Here is an 18,555-nt window from a genome sequence, read left to right as displayed (position 1 = left end):
TATGTCGGACGCCCAGAGTTTCGCCGCGTCGACCACGCCGGATCATCCCCATTCCATGGGCATGGTGTTCCAGATCGCCGGGTCCAGTTCCAAGGTGCTGATCGACGCTCAGCGGCTGGGCATATTGGGCCAGGACGCCGACCCTTGCGTCGCCATGGCGGGACAGGTCGGCAGCCAGGTCAAGATGCGGGTCGGGGCCAGCTGGGCGATCGCCAGCGTACGCGCCATGGCGCTGGATCAGGCGACGCACAGCGTCATTGCCGACATTGATTTTCTGGGCGAAGGCGATGAGGAGCCGGCGACGGGGTGCATTCATCATTTCCGGCGCGGCATCACCCGCTATCCCACGCCCGGCACCGACATCTTCCCGGTGTCGAGCGCCGACATGCAGCAAATCTACGCCGCCGACGACCGCGCCAATGTGGAGATCGGCACCGTCTACCCCACCAGCGACACGCGCGCGGCGCTGTATGTCGATTCGATGCTGGGCAAGCATTTCGCGCTGCTGGGATCGACCGGCACCGGCAAATCGACCAGCGCGGCGCTGATCCTGCACCGCATCTGCGACCTGTCGCCCCAGGGGCATATCGTCATGATCGACCCCCATGGCGAATATGGCGCCGCCTTCGCGCAGAATGGCGCGGTCTATGACGTCAGCAATCTGGCGCTGCCCTATTGGCTGATGAATTTCGAGGAACATTGCGAGGTGTTCGTGACCTCGCAGGGTGCCGACCGCACCGTCGACAGCGATATCCTGGCCAAGTGCCTGCTCGCCGCGCGGTCGAAGAACCGGCTGGCCGACAGCATCGGCCGCCTGACGGTGGATTCGCCCGTGCCCTATCTGCTGTCCGACCTCACCACCATCCTCCAGAACGAGATGGGAAAGCTGGACAAGGGCACCGGCGCGCTCCCCTATATGCGGCTCAAGACCAAGATTGACGAGATCAAGGCCGATCCGCGCTACAGCTTCATGTTTTCGGGCATGCTGGTCGCGGACACGATGCAGCAGTTCATTGCCAAGATTTTCCGCCTGCCCTCCGATGGCAAGCCCATTTCCATCATCGACGTGTCGGCCATGCCATCCGACATCACATCGACCGTGGTGTCGGTGCTGTCGCGGCTGGTGTTCGACTATGCCATCTGGGCACGGGACGAGCCGCAGCGGCCGATCCTGCTGGTGTGCGAGGAGGCGCATCGCTACATCCCCGCCTCCACCAGCGGGTCGGGGCAAGCCGTGCGCAAGATATTGGAGCGGATCGCCAAGGAAGGCCGCAAATATGGCGTATCACTGGGCCTCATCACGCAGCGCCCGTCGGACCTTGCCGAAGGCGTGCTGTCGCAATGCGGCACCATCATCGCCATGCGCCTCAACAATGATCGCGACCAGGCGTTCGTAAAGGCGGCGATGCCCGAAGGCGCGCGCGGATTTCTGGACAGCATCCCCGCGCTTCGCAACCGCGAGGCGATCATCTGCGGGGAAGGCGTCGCCGTGCCGATCCGCGTCGCGCTCGACACGCTGGAGCCGCAGCGACGCCCGGCGTCGAGCGACCCCAGCTTCACCGACCTGTGGCGTCAATCGGGCGGCGAGCAGGATATTCTGGCGCGCACCATCACCCGCTGGCGCAGCCAGGGGCGCTGACGGCTTAGCCGACCGGGGTGATGCGCCCGGCCGGTTCGGCTTCGCTGTTCACGCTTTCGCGGCATTGTTCGGCATGGACCGGCGCCATCAGCTTCGCCTTGCGCCAGCCGCCGTGCAGATACACCGCCGCTGCCAGCAGCAGCGCGGTCAGCGACCCGACGGGGAAGCTCAGCCACAGGGCGTTCGCGTCCAGCACCGGATAGGCGAGATGATAAAAGCCCAGCCGCACCGCGAACAATGTGAAGATGAGAATCAGCAGCGGCGCGACCACCACGCCATTGGCGCGCATGACGCCGAACAGGATCATGGTGCAGCCAAAGAAGATGAAGCTCCAGCTGGCGAGCAGCTGCATCGTCCAGGCTGCCGCGATTGCCGCCTGATTATCGCCCAGGAACAGCGCCAGCAGCGGTTCGTGGAACAACAGAATGACCAGGACCATTGCGCTGGTCACGGCCAGCAGATAGCCCAGGCCATAGCCGGTGATGCGGCTGATCCGGTCCCACCGCGCCGCACCGATATTCTGCGCCGCCATCGCGCTGACCGCCGCGCCCATCGCCATCGCCGGCATCTGAAGATAGGTCCATATCTGCTGCGCCGCGCCATAGGCGGCCGTCACCAGCAGCCCCTCGCGGTTGACGAGGCCGATCATGACCAGGCCCGACAGGGACATGACGATCATCTGCAACCCCATCGGCAATCCCTTGCCCAGCAGCACGCGCATCTGGTCGGCGGCAGGCCAGAGGTAGCGCAGTTCCGCGCCACGCAGCCGCAGCGGCATGTCCTTGGCGTAGATGAAGGCGACGACGCCGATCAGGCTGATGAACCCGGCCGCCGCCGTCGCCGCCGCAGACCCCGCAATGCCGAAGGCCGGAACCGGCCCAAGCCCCAGGATCAGCACGGGATTGAGCACCAGGTCAATGGCGACGCTGACAATCATGAAGATGAGCGGGGTGCGCGCGTCGCCCGCGCCGCGCAGGCCCATCATGATCATGACGACCAGCAAGGTCGCTGGCATGGCGAAGAAGATGACGCGCAGATAAACGAGCGCCAGGTCGAACGCCTCCTGCGGCGTCGCGAGCAACCGCAGCAATGCGGGCGCGCCGATCCAGCCGGCGATGGCGACGCCCAGCCCCAGCATCGAACAAAAGCCGACCGCCGTACCGAACGCGCGGCGCGCCGCGTCGATATCCTTCGCGCCGACCGACTGGGCGACCACCACGGTCGAGGCCATGCCGAACCCGAACACGACCGAGAACATGAGGAACATGATGATATTGGCGTTGGCGGTCGCCGCCAGCGCCTGCGCGCCCAGGAAGCGGCCAACCCAGATGGCGTTGATCGAGCCATTCAAGGACTGGAGGATGTTGGACGCCAGCGTCGGCATGGCAAAGAGCAGCAGCGTCGATCCGATCGCCCCCTGCGTCAGGTCCTTGCTGCCTGATTCGCGTGTCGCCATTGTCTGCACCTCCCCACGCAGGCTGGATAAGGAAGCGGACCATGGCCGCCACCGTTCGCCCTGAGCCTGTCGAAGGGCCGTTCTTCTATCAAGGAAGAACAGGGCTTCGACAAGCTCAGCCCGAACGGGTCATATGCCCGGGCTTATCCCAACCGTTCCAGTGCCGCTTTCAGCCGCTCGGCCTCGGCGGTCTTTTCGGCATGGTCCTCGCGCGCCTTGGCGACGGCTTCAGGCTTGGCCTTTTCCACGAAACTGGCGTTGGACAGGCGACCGCCCAGCGAATCGCGTTCCTTTTCCGCCCCGGCCAGCGCCTTGGCAAGCCGCGCCTTTTCCGCCGCAATGTCGATCACGCCTTCCAGCGGCAGGATGAAGGTCGCTTCGTCCAGGACGATTTGCGCCGCGCCGCCAGCGGGCGGTTCGCCAAGGCTCAGGCTCTCCACCCGGCCCAGCCGCGCCAGCGCCACGCCCTGCCGGTCCAGCCGGCGATGCGTATCCTCCGCCGCGCCGCTCACGACCATCGGCAGCTTCGCGCCGGGCGGCACATTGAGTTCGGTGCGCGCGGTGCGGATCGCACTCACCAGCCGGATCAGCCAGTCGATTTCCGCCTGCGCTTGCCTGTCGACGGCGGCCAGCGCCTGCGGCCATTGCGCGACGATCAATTCGTTCGCGCGCTTGCCGGTCAGGTTCCATAACTCTTCCGTTATGAATGGCATGAACGGGTGCAGCATGACGAGGATCTGGTCGAACGCCCAGCCCGCGACGGCGCGGGTTTCATCGTCCATCGCGCCCTTAGTCAGCTCGATATACCAGTCGCAAAACTGGTCCCAGACGAAGTGATAGATGGCGTTGGCCGCCGCGTCGAAGCGCAGTTCGGCCATCGCCGTGTCGATCGCCTGCACGCAGCCGACCGTTTCTGCGATGATCCAGCGATTGACCGGCAGCGTGGCGGCGGGCGCTTCATGGGTCGCGGAGGCCGTAATCCCATTGGACTGGAGGAAGCGCGCCGCATTCCACAGCTTGGTCGCGAAATTGCGATAGCCCTCGACCCGCTTCTCATCCATCTTCACGTCGCGGCCCTGGCTTTCCATCGCCGCCATGAAGAAGCGCAGCGCGTCCGCGCCGAACCGATCGATCAGGCCCAGCGGATCGACGACATTGCCCTTGGACTTGGACATTTTCTGCCCATCCGCCGCGCGAACGAGGCCATGGAGATAGAGTTTGCGCCACGGGACATCCCCCATGAACTCTTGTCCCATCATCGCCATGCGCGCGTCCCAGAAGAACAATATGTCGAACCCGGAAATCAGCAGGTCATTGGGATAATGACGCGCGAGCAAGCTCTGACCCGTTCGGGCTGAGCCTGTCGAAGCCCTGTCCTTGTTTTCAGAAGACAAAGACTGCCCTTCGACAAGCTCAGGGCGAACGGCGGTTGATTCTTCGGGCCAGCCAAGCGTGCCGAACGGCCATAGCGCCGAGGAGAACCACGTGTCGAGCACGTCGGGATCGCGGGTCAGCGCCTTGTTGCCTGCCAGCGTCTGCGCTTCGGCTTCGGTTTCAGCGACATAGCTGTTGCCGTCCGCGTCGAACCATGCCGGAATCCGGTGCCCCCACCACAGTTGCCGCGAGACGCACCAGGGCTGGATATTCTCCATCCAGTTGAAGAAGGTCTTTTCCCACGTCCTTGGCACGATCTCGATCGCGCCGTCGCGCACGGCCTGCATCGGCGCCTGCGCCAGCTTTGCGGCGTCGACATACCATTGATCGGTCAGCCAGGGTTCGATGACGACACCCGACCGGTCGCCGAAGGGAGTCTGGATGGTGCGCGGTTCGAAATCGGCCGTGACCTCCTCGCCTTCCTTGTTTTTCGTCACATGCGGCACGAGGAAGCCCTGCGCCTTCATCTCCGCCACCACGGCTTCGCGCGCGCCATCGACGCCGTCGCGCTTGAAGCGGTGCAGCCCCAGAAAAGCCTCGGGGATCAGGCCGTCGGCGGTCTGGACGACATTGGCGTCGGCATCCAGCATGTTGAGCATGTCGCCCGCCTTGAAGCCCGCACGCTTGCCGACTTCGAAGTCGTTGAAGTCATGCCCCGGCGTGATCTTGACCGCGCCCGTGCCCAATTCCGGGTCGGCATGATCGTCCGCGACGATGGGGATGCGCCGGCCCGTTATGGGCAAAATTATCTCCTTGCCGATCACATCCTTGTACCGCGCGTCGTCGGGATGCACCGCGACCGCCATGTCAGCCAGCATGGTTTCGGGCCGAGTCGTCGCCACCACGATATGATCGCTGCCGTCAGCCAGGGTCACGCCATCGGCCAGCGGATAGCGGAAGCGCCAGAAACCGCCCTTGGTCTCGACCGTCTCGACCTCAAGGTCCGAAATGGCGGAGCGGAAATGCGGGTCCCAATTGACCAGCCTTTTGTCACGGTAGAGCAGGCCGCGCTTGTGCAACTCCACGAACACCTTGACCACGGCCTTTGAAAAGCCCTCATCCATGGTGAAGCGTTCATTCGCCCAGTCCATCGAACAGCCAAGCCGCCGCAGCTGGCGCGTGATCGCGCCGCCGCTTTCGGCTTTCCACTCCCACACCTTGGCGATGAAATCCTCGCGGCTGTAATCGGTGCGCTTTTCGCCCTTGGCGTTGAGCTGGCGCTCCACCACCATCTGCGTCGCAATGCCGGCATGGTCGGTGCCCACCACCCACAGCGCATCCTTGCCGCGCAGCCGTTCGTAGCGGATGACGATATCCTGCAACGTATTGTCCAGCGCATGGCCGATATGCAGGCTGCCCGTCACATTGGGCGGCGGGTTGACGATGGTGAAGGGCGTGGCGTCGGGGCGGTCGGGGCGGAACAGCCCCTTTTCCTCCCAATGCTGATACCAGCGGGCTTCGATGGACGCGGGGTCGAATGTCTTGGGCAGCTCGGTCATGACAGCGCCCTTAAAGGCCCTGCCCGCTCCATTCCAGCGAAACTATCAGCCGATCCAGCGCCATATGCCCGCCGCCCGGCCCGCCAGAGGCATATGCGCCCAGGTCGCGGCCAGCCATAGCACCACGCCGCCCGCCAAGGCATGAGCGCCGAACTGCCCGAAGCGCGCGCGCCCCGCCGCGATGGCGGCAAAGGGCCAATAGCTGGTTTTCGCCTCCCATTCCCGCCATTGCGCCGGTTGCAGCTGTTCTTTCTTGCGGTCCTGCAAGGCCGCGCCGACGAGCGACAGGATCAGGATGGCGAGCGCGACGATGATATTCTTCGCCACCGGGTAGACCAGAATATGGCTCAGCCCCCACAGGGCAAAGGCCCAGAGCATCGGATGGCGCGTGACTGCAAACACGCCCTTGGCCTGCGCCGGCACCCGCACCGCGCCATCCGGGTCGGGCATCGCCGGATTGCCGATCAGCGACCCCATCAGCAGCACCGACGCCAGCAGCATGACGATGGTCGCAATGGCCCACAGACCATCGCCCACCGGCCAGAGCATATTCGTTACGGTTTCGGAACGATAGGCGACGACCAGCCACCCCAGGGTCGCAAAGGCCACCAGCGAATAGAGCGCCAGAAACCCCTTCTCCGCCACCCGCCCCACAATCGGCGCGCGCAGGGGATGGGACAGAAGGAAATGCGTGCCGACAAAGGCAATCGCTGCGATCATCACCATCGACATGGCCGCCCCCTATCCAAGGAAGCGACCAGTCTATCACAGCGCGCGCAGCTGTCTATTTTGCTGTCCATTTGTCGAGCCAGCCCAGCGCCTCGCCATACCATTGCAGCGAGTTTTTCGGCTTCAGCACCCAATGATTTTCATCGGGAAAGACCAGCAGCTTCGAGGGGATATTCCGCCGTTGCAGCGCGGTGAAAGCCGCCAGCCCCTGGGTATAGGGAATGCGGAAATCCTTTTCGCCCGTCACCACCAGCATCGGCGTCTTCCACTGGGCGACATGATTGACCGGGTTCCATTTCTCGAATTCCTGCGGCACCTCGAAATAAGGGCCGCCATGTTCCCATTCGTCGAACCACAGCTCCTCGGTTTCATAGGCCATGGCCCGCGCGTCGAACACGCCGTCATGCTGGACCAGGCATTTGAACCCGTCGGGCCACTGCCCCGCGATCCAGTTCATCATATAGCCGCCATAGCTGGCGCCGAGCGCGCAGGCATTGCCGGCATCCGCCTGCCCGTCCTGCGCCGCAGCCGCCGCCAGGCCCAGTTTCAGGTCTTCCAGCGGCTTGCCGCCCCAGTCCTTGCTGATGCTGTCGGTAAAGGCCTGACCATAGCCGGTGGAGCCGTGGAAATCGACGATCACCGCGGCATAGCCATGGGCGGCGAACGCCTTGGGGTTCCAGCGATAGGACCAGCTGTCGCTGAAGCTGCCCTGCGGCCCGCCATGGACTAGGAAGGCGACGGGCAGCTTGCCGGTCGCGCCTTTCGGCTTGACGATCTGCCCCCAGACGGTGTCGCCATTGGCGCCCTTGAAGCTGTAGCGTTCGACCGACACATCATCGACGCCCGCCAGCTTATCGGCGTTGACCTGGGTCAGACGCACCGGCTTGCCCCTAGCGGGCATCTTCCAGAAATCAGCGGGCGACTGGATGCTGTCGAGCGCGTAGACGAACCCGCCCTGCGGCAAGGGAATGACGCTGCCGGCATGGCCCTTGCCGGTCAGGCGCGTCACCTTGCCAGACGCGACATCGACCCGGAATACCGGATTGTCGAGCACGTCATTGGCCGTCACCAGCAATGACTTGCCGTCCGCCGCCCAGGCGATCGACCCGACCGACCGGTCCCATCCTTCCGTCAGCGCACGGGTTTCGCCGGTCGCGATGTTGCGCAGCGTCAGCACCAGCTGGTCCGCTTCATAACCCGGCCGCTTCATCGCCGCATAGGCCAGCCATTGTCCGTCCGGCGAGACCGCCGGCATCGTGTCGGTGGCGTCATTGGCGTCGGTCAGGTTGGTCGGCGCGGCGCTGCCGTCGGCGGGCGTCGCAAAAATGTCGAGATTAGTCGACAGCGGCTCGATCCGCCCCGCCTCCCGCAGAGTGAAGAACAGGGTCTTGCCATCCTTGCTCCAGGCCATCTCCTCCGCGCCGCCAAAGGGCTTTGACGGGCTGTCGCCGACCAGTCCGCCCATCACCGACACGGCAGGGCCGCCCGCGACAGGCATGACGAAAATCTGCGACCGCTGGCCATCCGACCATGTGTCCCAATGGCGCACGAACAGCTGGTCATAGACGCGGCCGCTGCCCGCATCCGCCGGCGCGTCGGGCTTCACATCGTCCAGCGTCTTCGCGCCTATCGGACGGTCGGCCCAAAGCGCGACCTTCATGCCATCGGGGCTGAGCAGGAAGCCGGAAATGCCACCGGGCGCCTTGCTGATCTGCACCGGATCGCCGCCGCTCAGCGATACGCGCCAGAGTTGGTCGTCGCCGCTCGCGTCCGACTGAAAATAGAGCGCCGATCCGTCGGGCGAAAAAACGGGCGAGGCTTCATTCTTGTCCGCCATCGAAGCGATCTTGCGCGGTGCTTGGCCCGGCTTGTCGATGGCAAGCAGATACAGGTCGGTGCGCCCACGATTGGCGGCCAGGTCGGTGCTGCGCAGCTGATAGGCCAGCCATTTGCCGTCCGGGGAAACCGCCGGCGCGCCGATCCGGTCAAGATTCACCATGTCGGCCGGCGTGAACGGCCGGGCAAGCGCGGGCGCGCAGGCCAGCGCCATCGCGCCGATGCCCGCAAGCAGCAAAGTCTTCATGCATATCGTCCCATGTCGTGCAGGCGGCGCCCGGACCCGATAGGGTCGTGCGCCGTCAGGATGACATGGGTCTAGGCCGCTGCGCCAGCGGCCGCAAGGCCAGCCTTAACGACCGGTGATGCGCGCGATTTCCTTGGCCACCATATCCTCGACCAGCGCAGGCAGGCGCGCATCGAGCCATTCCTTGAGCATCGGCCGCAGCATGGAGCGGACCAGGCCGTCGAGCGTGTTTTCCTCGCCATCGCGCGGCGCGACCAGCATGGAGGACAGCGCGGAAAGCGAATGGCGCGCGGCCACTTCGCTTTCGACCGAAAGGATCGTATCGTCGCCCTTCGGATCGGACGGTTTGGCGGCAGCAGCTTTGGGAGCGGGCATCACTTCCTCCTCCGCGACCTCATCGGTCAATTCCAGCACTTCGTCGATCGCGGGCGCGACCGGGGCGGACGTCGTCCGGGCGCTGTCGCCGCGCGTGCGGCGGGGCGCGGCCTGCACCGCCTCCTCGCCTTCTTCGGCGATGATCCGCTTGATGGACGAGAGTATCTCTTCCATCGAGGGTTCCTTGGTCATGTCACCCATGGATAGTCCCCGTCCAAAATCCATTGCGCAGCAATACCGCCTTAGAATTACCTGACCCGGTTAACAAGCAGTTAAGGCTGGCGGGCCGTCGCGGGATCGACTTTGGCATCCTGCGCAGGCGTGTCAACGGTGCGCGTCGCCACGGGCGTCGGCGCTGCGCCCCAATCCCAGTCGAACCATTTGCCCTCGACCCGGTCATAATTGACCATCGGATCATAAAGGGTGCCGCTTTCCAGCCCCAGATCCTTGGCTTCGGCATGGCCCATCGCGGCGAGCAGTGAGAAGCCGGCGACATAGGCGTTGCGCTGCGCCGACACCAGTTCGACCCGCGCGATCAGCGCTTCCTGCTCGGCGTTGAGGATGTCGAGGATGGTGCGGCTGCCCACCGAATTTTCCGCCCGCACGCCTTCCAGCGACAGAGCGGTGGCGTCGACCGCCTTGCGGCTGGACTGGATCGTCTGGAGCGATGCCTGCCAGCTGGCATAGGCCGCGCGCGTCTGCGCGATGACGTTGCGCTCGGTTTCAATCTCCTGCTCGATCGCCTGCGATTCGAGCGCTTGGTTCTGCCGCACCTGCGCGGCGGGCCGTCCGCCCTGGTAGAGCGGGATCGTCAGCTGGACGCCGGCGGCGGCCTGCTTGTTGATCTGCGGCCCTTCGATGCTGTTGCCATCCGCGTCGAGCGCCGTGCTGTCGAGCGAATGGAGATAGTTGGTATAGCCCGCCTGGGTGAAGGCGGAAACGGTGGGCAACACGGTGCCGCGCGCCGCCTTCACGTCATAGCGCCGGGCCTCGCGCTGCTTCTTGGCGGACAATATGTCGGGATTGTCATTGAGCGCGACGCGAACCGCGATCGACGGATCGGCCGGCAGGCCGGGAAGCTGCGGCGGCGGCTCCAGCGCGTCGGGCGCTTCCCCGACCAGCGCGATATAATTTTCGCGGCTGGTGATGAGGTTGGCCTGCGCGGTCTGAAGGTCGGACCGCGCCAGCGCCAGTCGCGATTCGGACTGGGCCACGTCGGTGCGCGTCAGGTCGCCGACCTCGAACCGGTCGTTGGTCGCCTGAAGATTGACCTCCAGCACATTCACATTGGCTTGGTTGAGCGACACGATCGCGCTGTCGCGGATCACGTCCATATAGGCCGCGACCGTTTGCGAGAAAATGCTGGCTTCCGTGCCGCGAAGGCCCGCCTGCCCCGCCTCCACCCGCACTTGCGCGGCCTTGACGCTGTTGCGCACGGACCCGCCGGAATAAATCGGCACGCTCAAGGACGCTTGGGCGTTCAGCGTGCGCTGGGGTGAGGTGAAGCTGATCGTGGGCTTGAGGATGCTCTCACTATAACTGCCCTGGACGTCGGCGGCCGGGCGGCCATTCGCCTTCTGGATCGGCACATTCTCGTCGGTCGCACGCTGCCCCGCGCGCGCGCCGGTCAGCGTCGGGTTCGACGCATAGGCCTTCGCCAGCGCGCCCTGCAGCGTTTCGGCATGCGCGGGCAGGCTGATGGCGGAAGACAGCAACAGCAGGGCAGCTGCGGCATGGTGCCGTTTATAGGTGCGCTTGCCTGTCATCTCCCCCGCTCATCCTCCTTCTAGAACGTAAACGTCTTGGCCGCGCCGAACCCGGGCAAGGCCACCATTTCGATATCCGCCAGGCTGTTGAGCCCCAGCGCGCCGCCGACCATCCGACCCGCGCACAGCCGCGTGACGCCACGGTCGATGATCCCGGTCACGACGCGGGCGCCATCGGCAAGCTGCTGAACGAGTGCGGCGGGAACTTCCTCCACCGCACCGTCGATGAACAATATGTCATAGGGCGCGCCGTCGGGCGCCCCTTGGGCCAGCGCACCGCGCACGACCGTCATGCCCGGCACGGCGATTTCGGGGCCGCCCTCTTCTTCCACCGCCGTCACCTGCGCGCCCATTTCGGCAAGCAGCGCCGCGCTATATCCGGTCGCCGCGCCGATCAGCAGCACCTTGTCACCCGCGTCGACCTGCGCTTCCTTGAGCAGCCGTCCCGTCACCAGCGGCGCATTGAGCGCGCGGCCGCCGTTCAGCGGGATGGGACGGTCGATATAGGTCATGGCGCGGCGCTCGGCGGGCACATAATCTTCCCGCGGCACCCGGGCCATCACGGCGATCACGCGCTGGTCATCCACGTCGCTGGTGCGCAACTGGCTTTCGACCATGGCGGTCCGCATCGAAGAATAGGTCTGCTCGCTCACGATAGTTCCTCGCTTGGCACAACTGTATTGGCAATGCAATACACTAAGGAGATCATCGGACCTCTAAATCAGCGGGCGCGCCGCGCCAAGCCGCTTTGCAAGAAGGCGCCCAAGATTCTTGAGCCACCGCCGCGCCATCCGGCTTGACTTTGCCGCCAAAGCCGCACATTTGCGGCCACCCACTGCCGAGGCCCGATGGCGGAGTGGTTACGCAGAGGACTGCAAATCCTTGCACGCCGGTTCGATTCCGGCTCGGGCCTCCAAAATTCTGTTTGGCGACGTCTGCCCACAGTTGAAAAACCCCTGATTTCCGGTAGTTTATGGGCATTCTCTGATTGTCAGTGGATGCCCTGTTTGCCTGCAATTGCGAATGATTGGGGCCTAATTTGGGGGCCCAAAAGGCCCCAGCAGAATCGAGGCCCCCAATGGTGCTAACCGATACCGCTATCCGCAATGCCAAGCCCGCAGATAAGCCTTACAAGGTTACTGACTCCCAAGGTTTGTATCTGCTCGTCAATCCAAGAGGCAGCAAGCTGTGGCGAATCAAATACCGGATCGACGGCGTAGAACGGAAACTGTCGCTCGGGGCGTATCCCGAGATTACCTTGGCCGAGGCGCGCGCTGCCAGGGATGCCGCCCGTAGGCAGCTGGCTCATGCGATCGATCCCAACGTAGCCAAACGACAAGCCCGCATTGAGGCGAGCATTCGGGCCAGCAACAGTTTCGCTAGCGTGGCCGAGGAATTGATAGAGAAGAAAGCGCGTGAGGGGTTGGCTGAGCCAACGCTGGAGAAGATGCGCTGGTTTGTGAAACTGATGGGGGCAAACTTCGGAAAGCGGCCTGTCACCGATATCACGCCTCAGGAACTTCTTCATGAACTGCAGAAGCATGAACGACGTGGCCGCTCGGAAACCGCCAATCTGCTGCGCGCCTTTGCCAGCCGCGTTTTCCGCTTTGCAGTCGCAACGGCGCGTGCCGAACGTGATCCGGCGCAACTCCTGATCGGCGCATTGACCACACCGCGAGTCAAGCACTTCGCCGCCATCATCGATCCAAACGAGTTCGGCGCTCTCCTGCGCGCTATCGAGGATTATCAGGGCGATCCCGCCGTCATGTACGCCCTTAAACTCACACCTCATGTCTTTCAGCGCCCGGGTGAACTGCGGCAAATGGAATGGGCTGAGGTTAATTTCGACAAAGCTGTCTGGACGATCCCGGTAACAAAGATGAAAATGCGCCAGCCCCATTCGGTGCCTCTGTCTCGGCAGGCTCTCGCGATACTGCAAGCCATGCGATCCTTATCCGGCTCCGGGCGCTATGTGTTCCCTTCGATCCGCACCCGAGCAAGACCGATCAGCGAAAACACCATCAACGCGGCATTGCGGCGCATGGGCTATTCCAAAGAGCAAATGACGGCCCACGGCTTCCGCACGTCCGCATCATCGCTGTTGAACGAATCCGGCAAACGGAACCCGGACGCCATCGAGCGCGCACTGGCACATATGGTGGCCGGGTCCGTACGTCGCATATATAACCAGTCCGCCTATTGAGCTGAACGTGTTGAAATGGCGCAGTGGTGGAGCGACTATATGGATGAACTGCGAAAGGGCGGAAACAGATGACGGGCCCGCCTTGCCCTACTCTACCGCGGGCATTTTTTCAGCAAGAGCCGTGTAGCGCTGGCGTATCAAGCCATATCTCGGGATTGTGCCAGCCGCTTGATGGACTCAGTGGTCAGCAAAGTTCGCCTACCGATTTTGATCGCATCAAGTTTGCCCGATTTGAGTAAGGCATAAACCGATGACCGACCGATGCCGAGCGCCTTAGCGGTGTCGTTAATAGAGATTGCTAGCACTTCCATGTGCATCTCCTTGCTTATCGATTACCAAGGTAAGCGTGCGTTCCGGCTCACACGCTGAACCATTGATGCTGGCCATTAGCTAAGTTTACGCCTGCGCCCGGATGTCAGAATGCTGAGATTGTCACGATCTTATAAAGCCTTCGCGGTGTTTGACACATGCCGATAGGGATAACCGGCTCAGTCGACATGCTGTATTTTGTCGCTGCCTGCCCTCATTTACGCCGTGCGGCGAGCCCTGCCCGCGCTTTGGCAAAGCCGCGGTCACTCGCGAGGAAGGCAAAAAGCATATGCGGGACCAAATCGGCGATCGCCTGATCATCGCCATAGGTCTCATGATAGATGGTGTCAAAATCCGCCAACGCCAAATGAAGGTCTGGCGGGACGCTGATAGCTAGTTTGACCGGCGTTCTGTCGGGCAGACGACCAAGTTTTATATCCGTCATATCGTGCTCCTATTCTGTCCACGGTGCCAAAATGAGATCGCGATGCACTATGAGTCGGACCGGGGCACCGGGCCGAATGGTGATGGTCGGTTGGATCTGAAGATTGCGGGATGTGATCTGGTCTCCGGCGCGGGACACATTCTGCTGCGTGGATTGACGGATCGCTTGCACAAGATCGCTTTCACCGGAAAAGGTGACGTTCGCCCCGACGCCGAGCAATGTCGATATCGCGACGCCCTTGAGCAGCGCCCAGGTGTGGAAATCGACTTGAGACATGCGCCGACGCCTTTGGCCGCAAGCGGCTTGGACATGCGCGTCGGCCACCCGGCCGCGTCGATGGCGGGTCCATTCTTCCCAAGCGAGGTTCTCAAGCCTCGGCGCCGCCTTCGCGACGCGGAACAAGACTAACATTCTGATTCGGAGAAGCAATACCGATGGGACGATTTGCAAAGCGCGCCTATTTGGAGAGGGGAAGATCGACCACGATCTCGCCCGTAATAATTTCCCTGTTTCCCAGACAGCGCCAGACGTTCTTTGCCCTCATGGGTCGTCTACGACGATCACGCTTAAAACGATCATCCTCGTCCCGCCACAACCATCATTCGCGGCGCGGCTTCAATCGGCCAAAAGTGCTGTCACGGTTTTTGTCTCCGTGTAATGGAGGACACCTTCTTCGCCAACCTCCCGGCCCCAGCCTGATTCCTTGACCCCGCCAAAGGGGGCGGAGGGATCGTTCATCCCGTGCGTATTGATCCAGACCGTGCCGGCCTGAAGCCGTCTTGCGGTCAGATGAGCGCGGGACAGGTCGCGGGTCCAGATATTGGCAGCCAGGCCGTAGCGGGTGTCATTGGCTTGCCTGACCACGTCATCGATATCGTCAAAGGGGGTCGCAACCAGTACCGGGCCAAAAATCTCCTCCCGCACGATGCTGGCATCAGCATCGGGATTGGCGAAGATCGTCGGCTCGACGAAATAGCCGTCCCGGTCCCCGGTCCCGCCACCTGTGACAAGGTCCGCGCCGGTCGCCTTGCCTTGCGCGATAAAGTCCAGCACGCGCCCCTGCTGCACCTTCGATACCAGCGGTCCGAGCATCGTGTCAGGATCGCGCCCATGGCCAAGTTTGAAGCTCTTAGCGACCTGCGCGATACCGTCGATCACCTTGTCGAACACCGACCGTTCGACATAGAGGCGCGAGGCGGCCAAGCAAACCTGGCCCGAATTGAAGAAAATGGCGAGCGCCGCGCCGATCGCCGCCTTGTCGAGATCGGCATCGGCGAAGATGAGCGAGGGCGACTTGCCGCCCAGTTCCAGCGTGACGCGCTTGAGGTCTTTCGCACAGGTCTGGACGATCCGCTTGCCGACGCGGGTCGATCCGGTAAAAGCGATCTTGTCGATGCCGGGATGCTCAACCAGCGCCTGCCCAGCTTCATGCCCATAGCCGGTGACGATGTTCAGCACACCGTCAGGCAGCCCCGCCTCCAGCGCCAGTTCCGCGAGGCGCAGCGCGGTCAGTGGGGTGACTTCGGACGGCTTCAGCACAATGGTGCAGCCCGCCGCCAGCGCCGACGCGATCTTCCAGGCCGCCATCGCCAGCGGATAATTCCACGGCACGATTTGGCCGACAACACCGATCGGCTCGCGCACCGAGTAACTGTGATATTGGCGGCCATCGCCGGAAATGGGGTTCACCTGCCCATAAATCTTAGATGCCCAGCCCGCCATGTAGCGAAAAATATCGACGGCGGCGGGCACGTCCACCGCCAGCGCATGATGCACCGCCTTGCCATTGTCATAGCTTTCGAGCAGCGCCAGTTCTTGCGAATGATCCTCGATCTTGCGCGCGATCGCCTCGATGATCCGGCCGCGATCGAGCGGGCGCATCCGGCTCCAGGCGGCTGATTCGAACGCGGTCCGCGCTGCCCTGACGGCGCGATCGACATCGGCGGCCGTTCCTGCGGGAACAGCGGCGAACACCTTGCCGGTAGCCGGGTCTTCCACATCGATGACGCGGCCGTCCGCGGCCGCTTCCCATGATTGGCCGATCAACATTTTTTGCTGTGGCAGGCGGACCTTGAAACCGGCGTCACCATGTAATCCAGCGGCGATCAAAACGGGTGCGGTCATGGAACATGTCTCCGGGGATCAAGAAAGAGCCGCGCCCGCCTTTCAGGGCGCGGCCCAGGGGGAGCAGGTCAGAAGCGCGCCGACAGGGTCGCGCCGAATGTGCGTGGTCGTCCGGCAAAACGGACCGTCGTGTCCGTGATGCGCGTGGCGTTGGACCAATAGTAGGTGTTGCCCAGGTTCCGCACGAAGGCGCTGATCTTGTAGCGCTTGTCGGCAAAGGACAGGCCAGCGCGCAGATCGATCAGCGTATAATCCTCGATCGTCAGGCCACCCTGCGCGCTTAGGTCCGCCGATGGCGTAGCGCGGGCGTTGCCCAGCACCGCCTTGGTATCGCTCTGGAAATTCAGATTGGCACCGACGAAAGCCTCGACATCGTCGCTGAGCGCCCAGTCATATTGGGCATCGGTCACGATCTGAAATTTGGGCGTGTAGGGAAAGGCCGATCCGCCAAAATCCAGCTGGCTGCCATAGCTGTCATAGTTGACGAAACTGCCCTTGATCCGCGTGTCGAGATAGGTCGCGCCGATGCTGACGCGCAAGCCATCGGTCGGCGCGAGGTCGAGTTGAATTTCCGCGCCCTTTACCCGGCTTTTCGGGACATTGACCAACGCTTCGAGCGGGCCGAAGACATTGGGACTTGCGATCACGCGGCCCTTCAACTGCTTGTCGCTATAGTCGTAATAAAAAAGGGCGCCGTTGATCTGGGCGGTATTCTCCAGCAAGGTCAGTTTCGCGCCGAGTTCATAAGCGGTCACGGATTCCTGCGTGACGGGATTGAACTGGTTGGCGTCGCTGGCCGACAGCAGGGGAAAGCTGCCCGACTTGTAGCCTTTGCTGACGGAAGCGTAGAGCAGCACGTCCCTGCTCGGCTTGTAATCGACACCCGCCCGCCAGGATATATTATCCTCGTTCAGCGACTTGCGCACCTCGCCCACGGTCAGCGTCGATCCGTCGATCGTGACGCAGCCATTGGTGGGAATATCGATGGGTGCCAACCCTGCGCCGCCGCGAATGAAGTTGACCAGATTTTCGATCCCCAGCCCCAACGCATTGCCGCGATCGGCCGTACAACCGGCAAAATCGATATTGGTCTTGGTATAACGCACGCCGCCATGCAGGGTGATGCTGTCACCGATGTCATAGTCCAGATTGGCGAACACCGCCTTGTTCACGAATTTCTGGCGCGCATATTGGCTGTAGACGAAAAAGGGGATGCCAAGGCCAGCGTCGACGAAATTATAGGCCGATGTCGATTGGTCATAGGGACCGGCATCATCCTGCTGATAGGTTTTTTCGCGCGCATAATTGGCACCCAGAATATAGGTCAGGCCGCCGGTCCGCCCTTGCAGACGCAATTCCTGCGACAGTGCCGTGATCTTTCCGGTGGTGTTGTAGAAATAGTCACGCAGGGCGACGCCGTCCGGGTCGATATCCTGGTCGTTATGATATTCCGACCAGCTGCTGATCGAAGTCAGGCTGACATCGTCGGTCAGATCGATATCCCCCCGAAACGAGGCCTGATAGAACCAGTCGTCACGCTTGGGCCTCTGTTCCGGTGTCCAGTCGGCGTCCCGATTGTTGCGCGGCGCGATAGGATAGGTGGCCAAAGGCCCTAACCGCGCGGGATTGCCCAGCGGCACCACGCCGATCAGTTGCGCTGCCTGCCCGTCGCTCTTGTCGATGAAACCGTTGAGGTTGAGCGAAAAGCGTGCGCTGTCGGACGGCTCGAAGTCGATGAGGATGCGGCCGGTGGTGAAGTTGCGATCGCCGAGCTTTTCATCGCGCGTGTAGCTGCGTTGCCATGCCCCACCCTGCTCGGTCCGCACCGCGACCCGCGCCGACACTGTGTCGCTGATCGGCCCGCTAATGAAACCGCCACCCGACACCTGCCCGAAACTGTCCAGACCCGCATCAAGACCGGCTTTGAAGGTCGATGTCGGCTTGGCCGCGATATAGTTGATCGCACCGCCCGTCGCGTTCGATCCGAACAGCGTGCCCTGCGGCCCTTTCAGCACTTCCACCCGCTCCAGATCGAGCGTCGCGCCGCGCGTCATGATGGAAAAGGGGATCGGCACCTGATCCTGATAGATGCTGACCGTCGGCTTGGCGGCGAGGCTGGTGTCGTAAAAGCCGATGCCGCGCAATGTGTAGACCGGCGTTGCAAAGGCGCTCTCGGTATAGTTGAACCCCGGCACGATCTTTACCAGATCCGCGACATTGGTGATGCCCTGGTTCGCCAGCTTCTCGCCGGATGCCGCGGTGATCGACAGCGGCACATCATTGATCGCCTGCTCGCGCTTCTGTGCCGTCACGACGATGTCGCCAAGGCCCGATGATGTCGCCTGTGGCGCAACGTCGGTCTGGCCCCAGGCCTGCGCATGCAATACAACGGCCGATACGGTGGCGGCGAGCGTGATAAACCTCTTGGTCATGTTCAGACTCCTCCCATTTATCGCCCGGATGTTCCCATCCTGGGCCTGTGCGCCGGTCTCG

Annotated in this window: 12 protein-coding genes, 1 tRNA gene and 2 pseudogenes; 3 read left to right on the top strand and 12 right to left on the bottom strand. The window is 62.9% G+C overall.

Annotated elements, in window-relative coordinates:
- Position 1 precedes the first annotated feature (1 nt).
- Entirely contained in the window at positions 2-1,639 is a 1,638-nt protein-coding gene (locus tag SAB01S_RS09985) for an ATP-binding protein (RefSeq protein ID WP_062732999.1), read from the top strand.
- 4 nt (positions 1,640-1,643) lie between these two features.
- Here SAB01S_RS09985 and SAB01S_RS09980 read toward each other — a convergent pair whose 3' ends face one another.
- The 7 genes from SAB01S_RS09980 to SAB01S_RS09950 form a co-directional block, all read right to left on the bottom strand.
- Complete coding sequence (locus SAB01S_RS09980; RefSeq protein WP_062732895.1) at positions 1,644-3,095, bottom strand: MATE family efflux transporter; 1,452 nt, start codon at positions 3,093-3,095, stop codon at positions 1,644-1,646.
- 143 nt (positions 3,096-3,238) lie between these two features.
- A complete protein-coding gene (locus SAB01S_RS09975) occupies positions 3,239-6,028 on the bottom strand; it encodes a valine--tRNA ligase (protein WP_062732894.1) in 2,790 nt (929 codons plus the stop codon).
- A 45-nt stretch (positions 6,029-6,073) separates the two neighbouring features.
- Positions 6,074-6,760 (bottom strand): NnrU family protein, encoded by a 687-nt coding sequence (locus tag SAB01S_RS09970; RefSeq protein WP_157078318.1) that lies wholly within the window; start codon positions 6,758-6,760, stop codon positions 6,074-6,076.
- A 52-nt stretch (positions 6,761-6,812) separates the two neighbouring features.
- The gene (locus SAB01S_RS09965; protein WP_062732893.1) at positions 6,813-8,840 is read right to left on the bottom strand and encodes a S9 family peptidase; all 2,028 of its coding nucleotides are present in this window, start codon (positions 8,838-8,840) and stop codon (positions 6,813-6,815) included.
- Between the two features lie 105 nt (positions 8,841-8,945).
- Positions 8,946-9,416 (bottom strand): DUF2497 domain-containing protein, encoded by a 471-nt coding sequence (locus SAB01S_RS09960; protein ID WP_062732892.1) that lies wholly within the window; start codon positions 9,414-9,416, stop codon positions 8,946-8,948.
- Positions 9,417-9,487: 71 nt separating this feature from the next.
- Complete coding sequence (locus SAB01S_RS09955) at positions 9,488-10,981, bottom strand: TolC family outer membrane protein (RefSeq protein ID WP_062732891.1); 1,494 nt, start codon at positions 10,979-10,981, stop codon at positions 9,488-9,490.
- Between the two features lie 20 nt (positions 10,982-11,001).
- Positions 11,002-11,634 carry a protein-L-isoaspartate O-methyltransferase family protein gene (locus SAB01S_RS09950; RefSeq protein ID WP_062732890.1) on the bottom strand — a complete coding sequence of 211 codons (633 nt, stop codon included), beginning with the start codon at positions 11,632-11,634 and terminating at the stop codon, positions 11,002-11,004.
- A 189-nt stretch (positions 11,635-11,823) separates the two neighbouring features.
- Here SAB01S_RS09950 and SAB01S_RS09945 point away from each other — a divergent pair.
- Together SAB01S_RS09945 and SAB01S_RS09940 are read left to right on the top strand one after the other, a co-directional pair.
- Positions 11,824-11,897: transfer RNA gene (locus tag SAB01S_RS09945), tRNA-Cys, on the top strand.
- 162 nt (positions 11,898-12,059) lie between these two features.
- Positions 12,060-13,256: pseudogene (locus tag SAB01S_RS09940) on the top strand (tyrosine-type recombinase/integrase).
- Positions 13,257-13,321: 65 nt separating this feature from the next.
- On the opposite strand, the gene SAB01S_RS09935 reads toward SAB01S_RS09940, so the two are convergent.
- The 5 genes and pseudogenes from SAB01S_RS09935 to SAB01S_RS09915 all read right to left on the bottom strand — a co-directional run bounded on the left by SAB01S_RS09935 (position 13,322) and on the right by SAB01S_RS09915 (position 18,494).
- Complete coding sequence (locus tag SAB01S_RS09935) at positions 13,322-13,495, bottom strand: helix-turn-helix domain-containing protein (protein WP_062732997.1); 174 nt, start codon at positions 13,493-13,495, stop codon at positions 13,322-13,324.
- Between the two features lie 212 nt (positions 13,496-13,707).
- Complete coding sequence (locus tag SAB01S_RS09930; RefSeq protein WP_062732889.1) at positions 13,708-13,938, bottom strand: DUF2274 domain-containing protein; 231 nt, start codon at positions 13,936-13,938, stop codon at positions 13,708-13,710.
- Between the two features lie 9 nt (positions 13,939-13,947).
- Positions 13,948-14,208 (bottom strand): annotated as a pseudogene (locus tag SAB01S_RS18840) (TrbI/VirB10 family protein); the annotation flags it as partial.
- Between the two features lie 345 nt (positions 14,209-14,553).
- A complete protein-coding gene (locus SAB01S_RS09920) occupies positions 14,554-16,062 on the bottom strand; it encodes an aldehyde dehydrogenase family protein (protein ID WP_241763586.1) in 1,509 nt (502 codons plus the stop codon).
- 68 nt (positions 16,063-16,130) lie between these two features.
- On the bottom strand, positions 16,131-18,494 hold the full coding sequence (locus SAB01S_RS09915; protein WP_062732887.1) for a TonB-dependent receptor: 2,364 nt from the start codon (positions 18,492-18,494) through the stop codon (positions 16,131-16,133).
- Between the last annotated feature and the right edge of the window lie 61 nt (positions 18,495-18,555).

The sequence above is a fragment of the Sphingobium abikonense NBRC 16140 genome (assembly GCF_001598335.1).
GTDB lineage: Bacteria > Pseudomonadota > Alphaproteobacteria > Sphingomonadales > Sphingomonadaceae > Sphingobium > Sphingobium abikonense.
The sequence above is the reverse complement of the archived record's forward strand: the minus strand, read 5'-3'. Positions and strand labels throughout refer to the sequence as shown.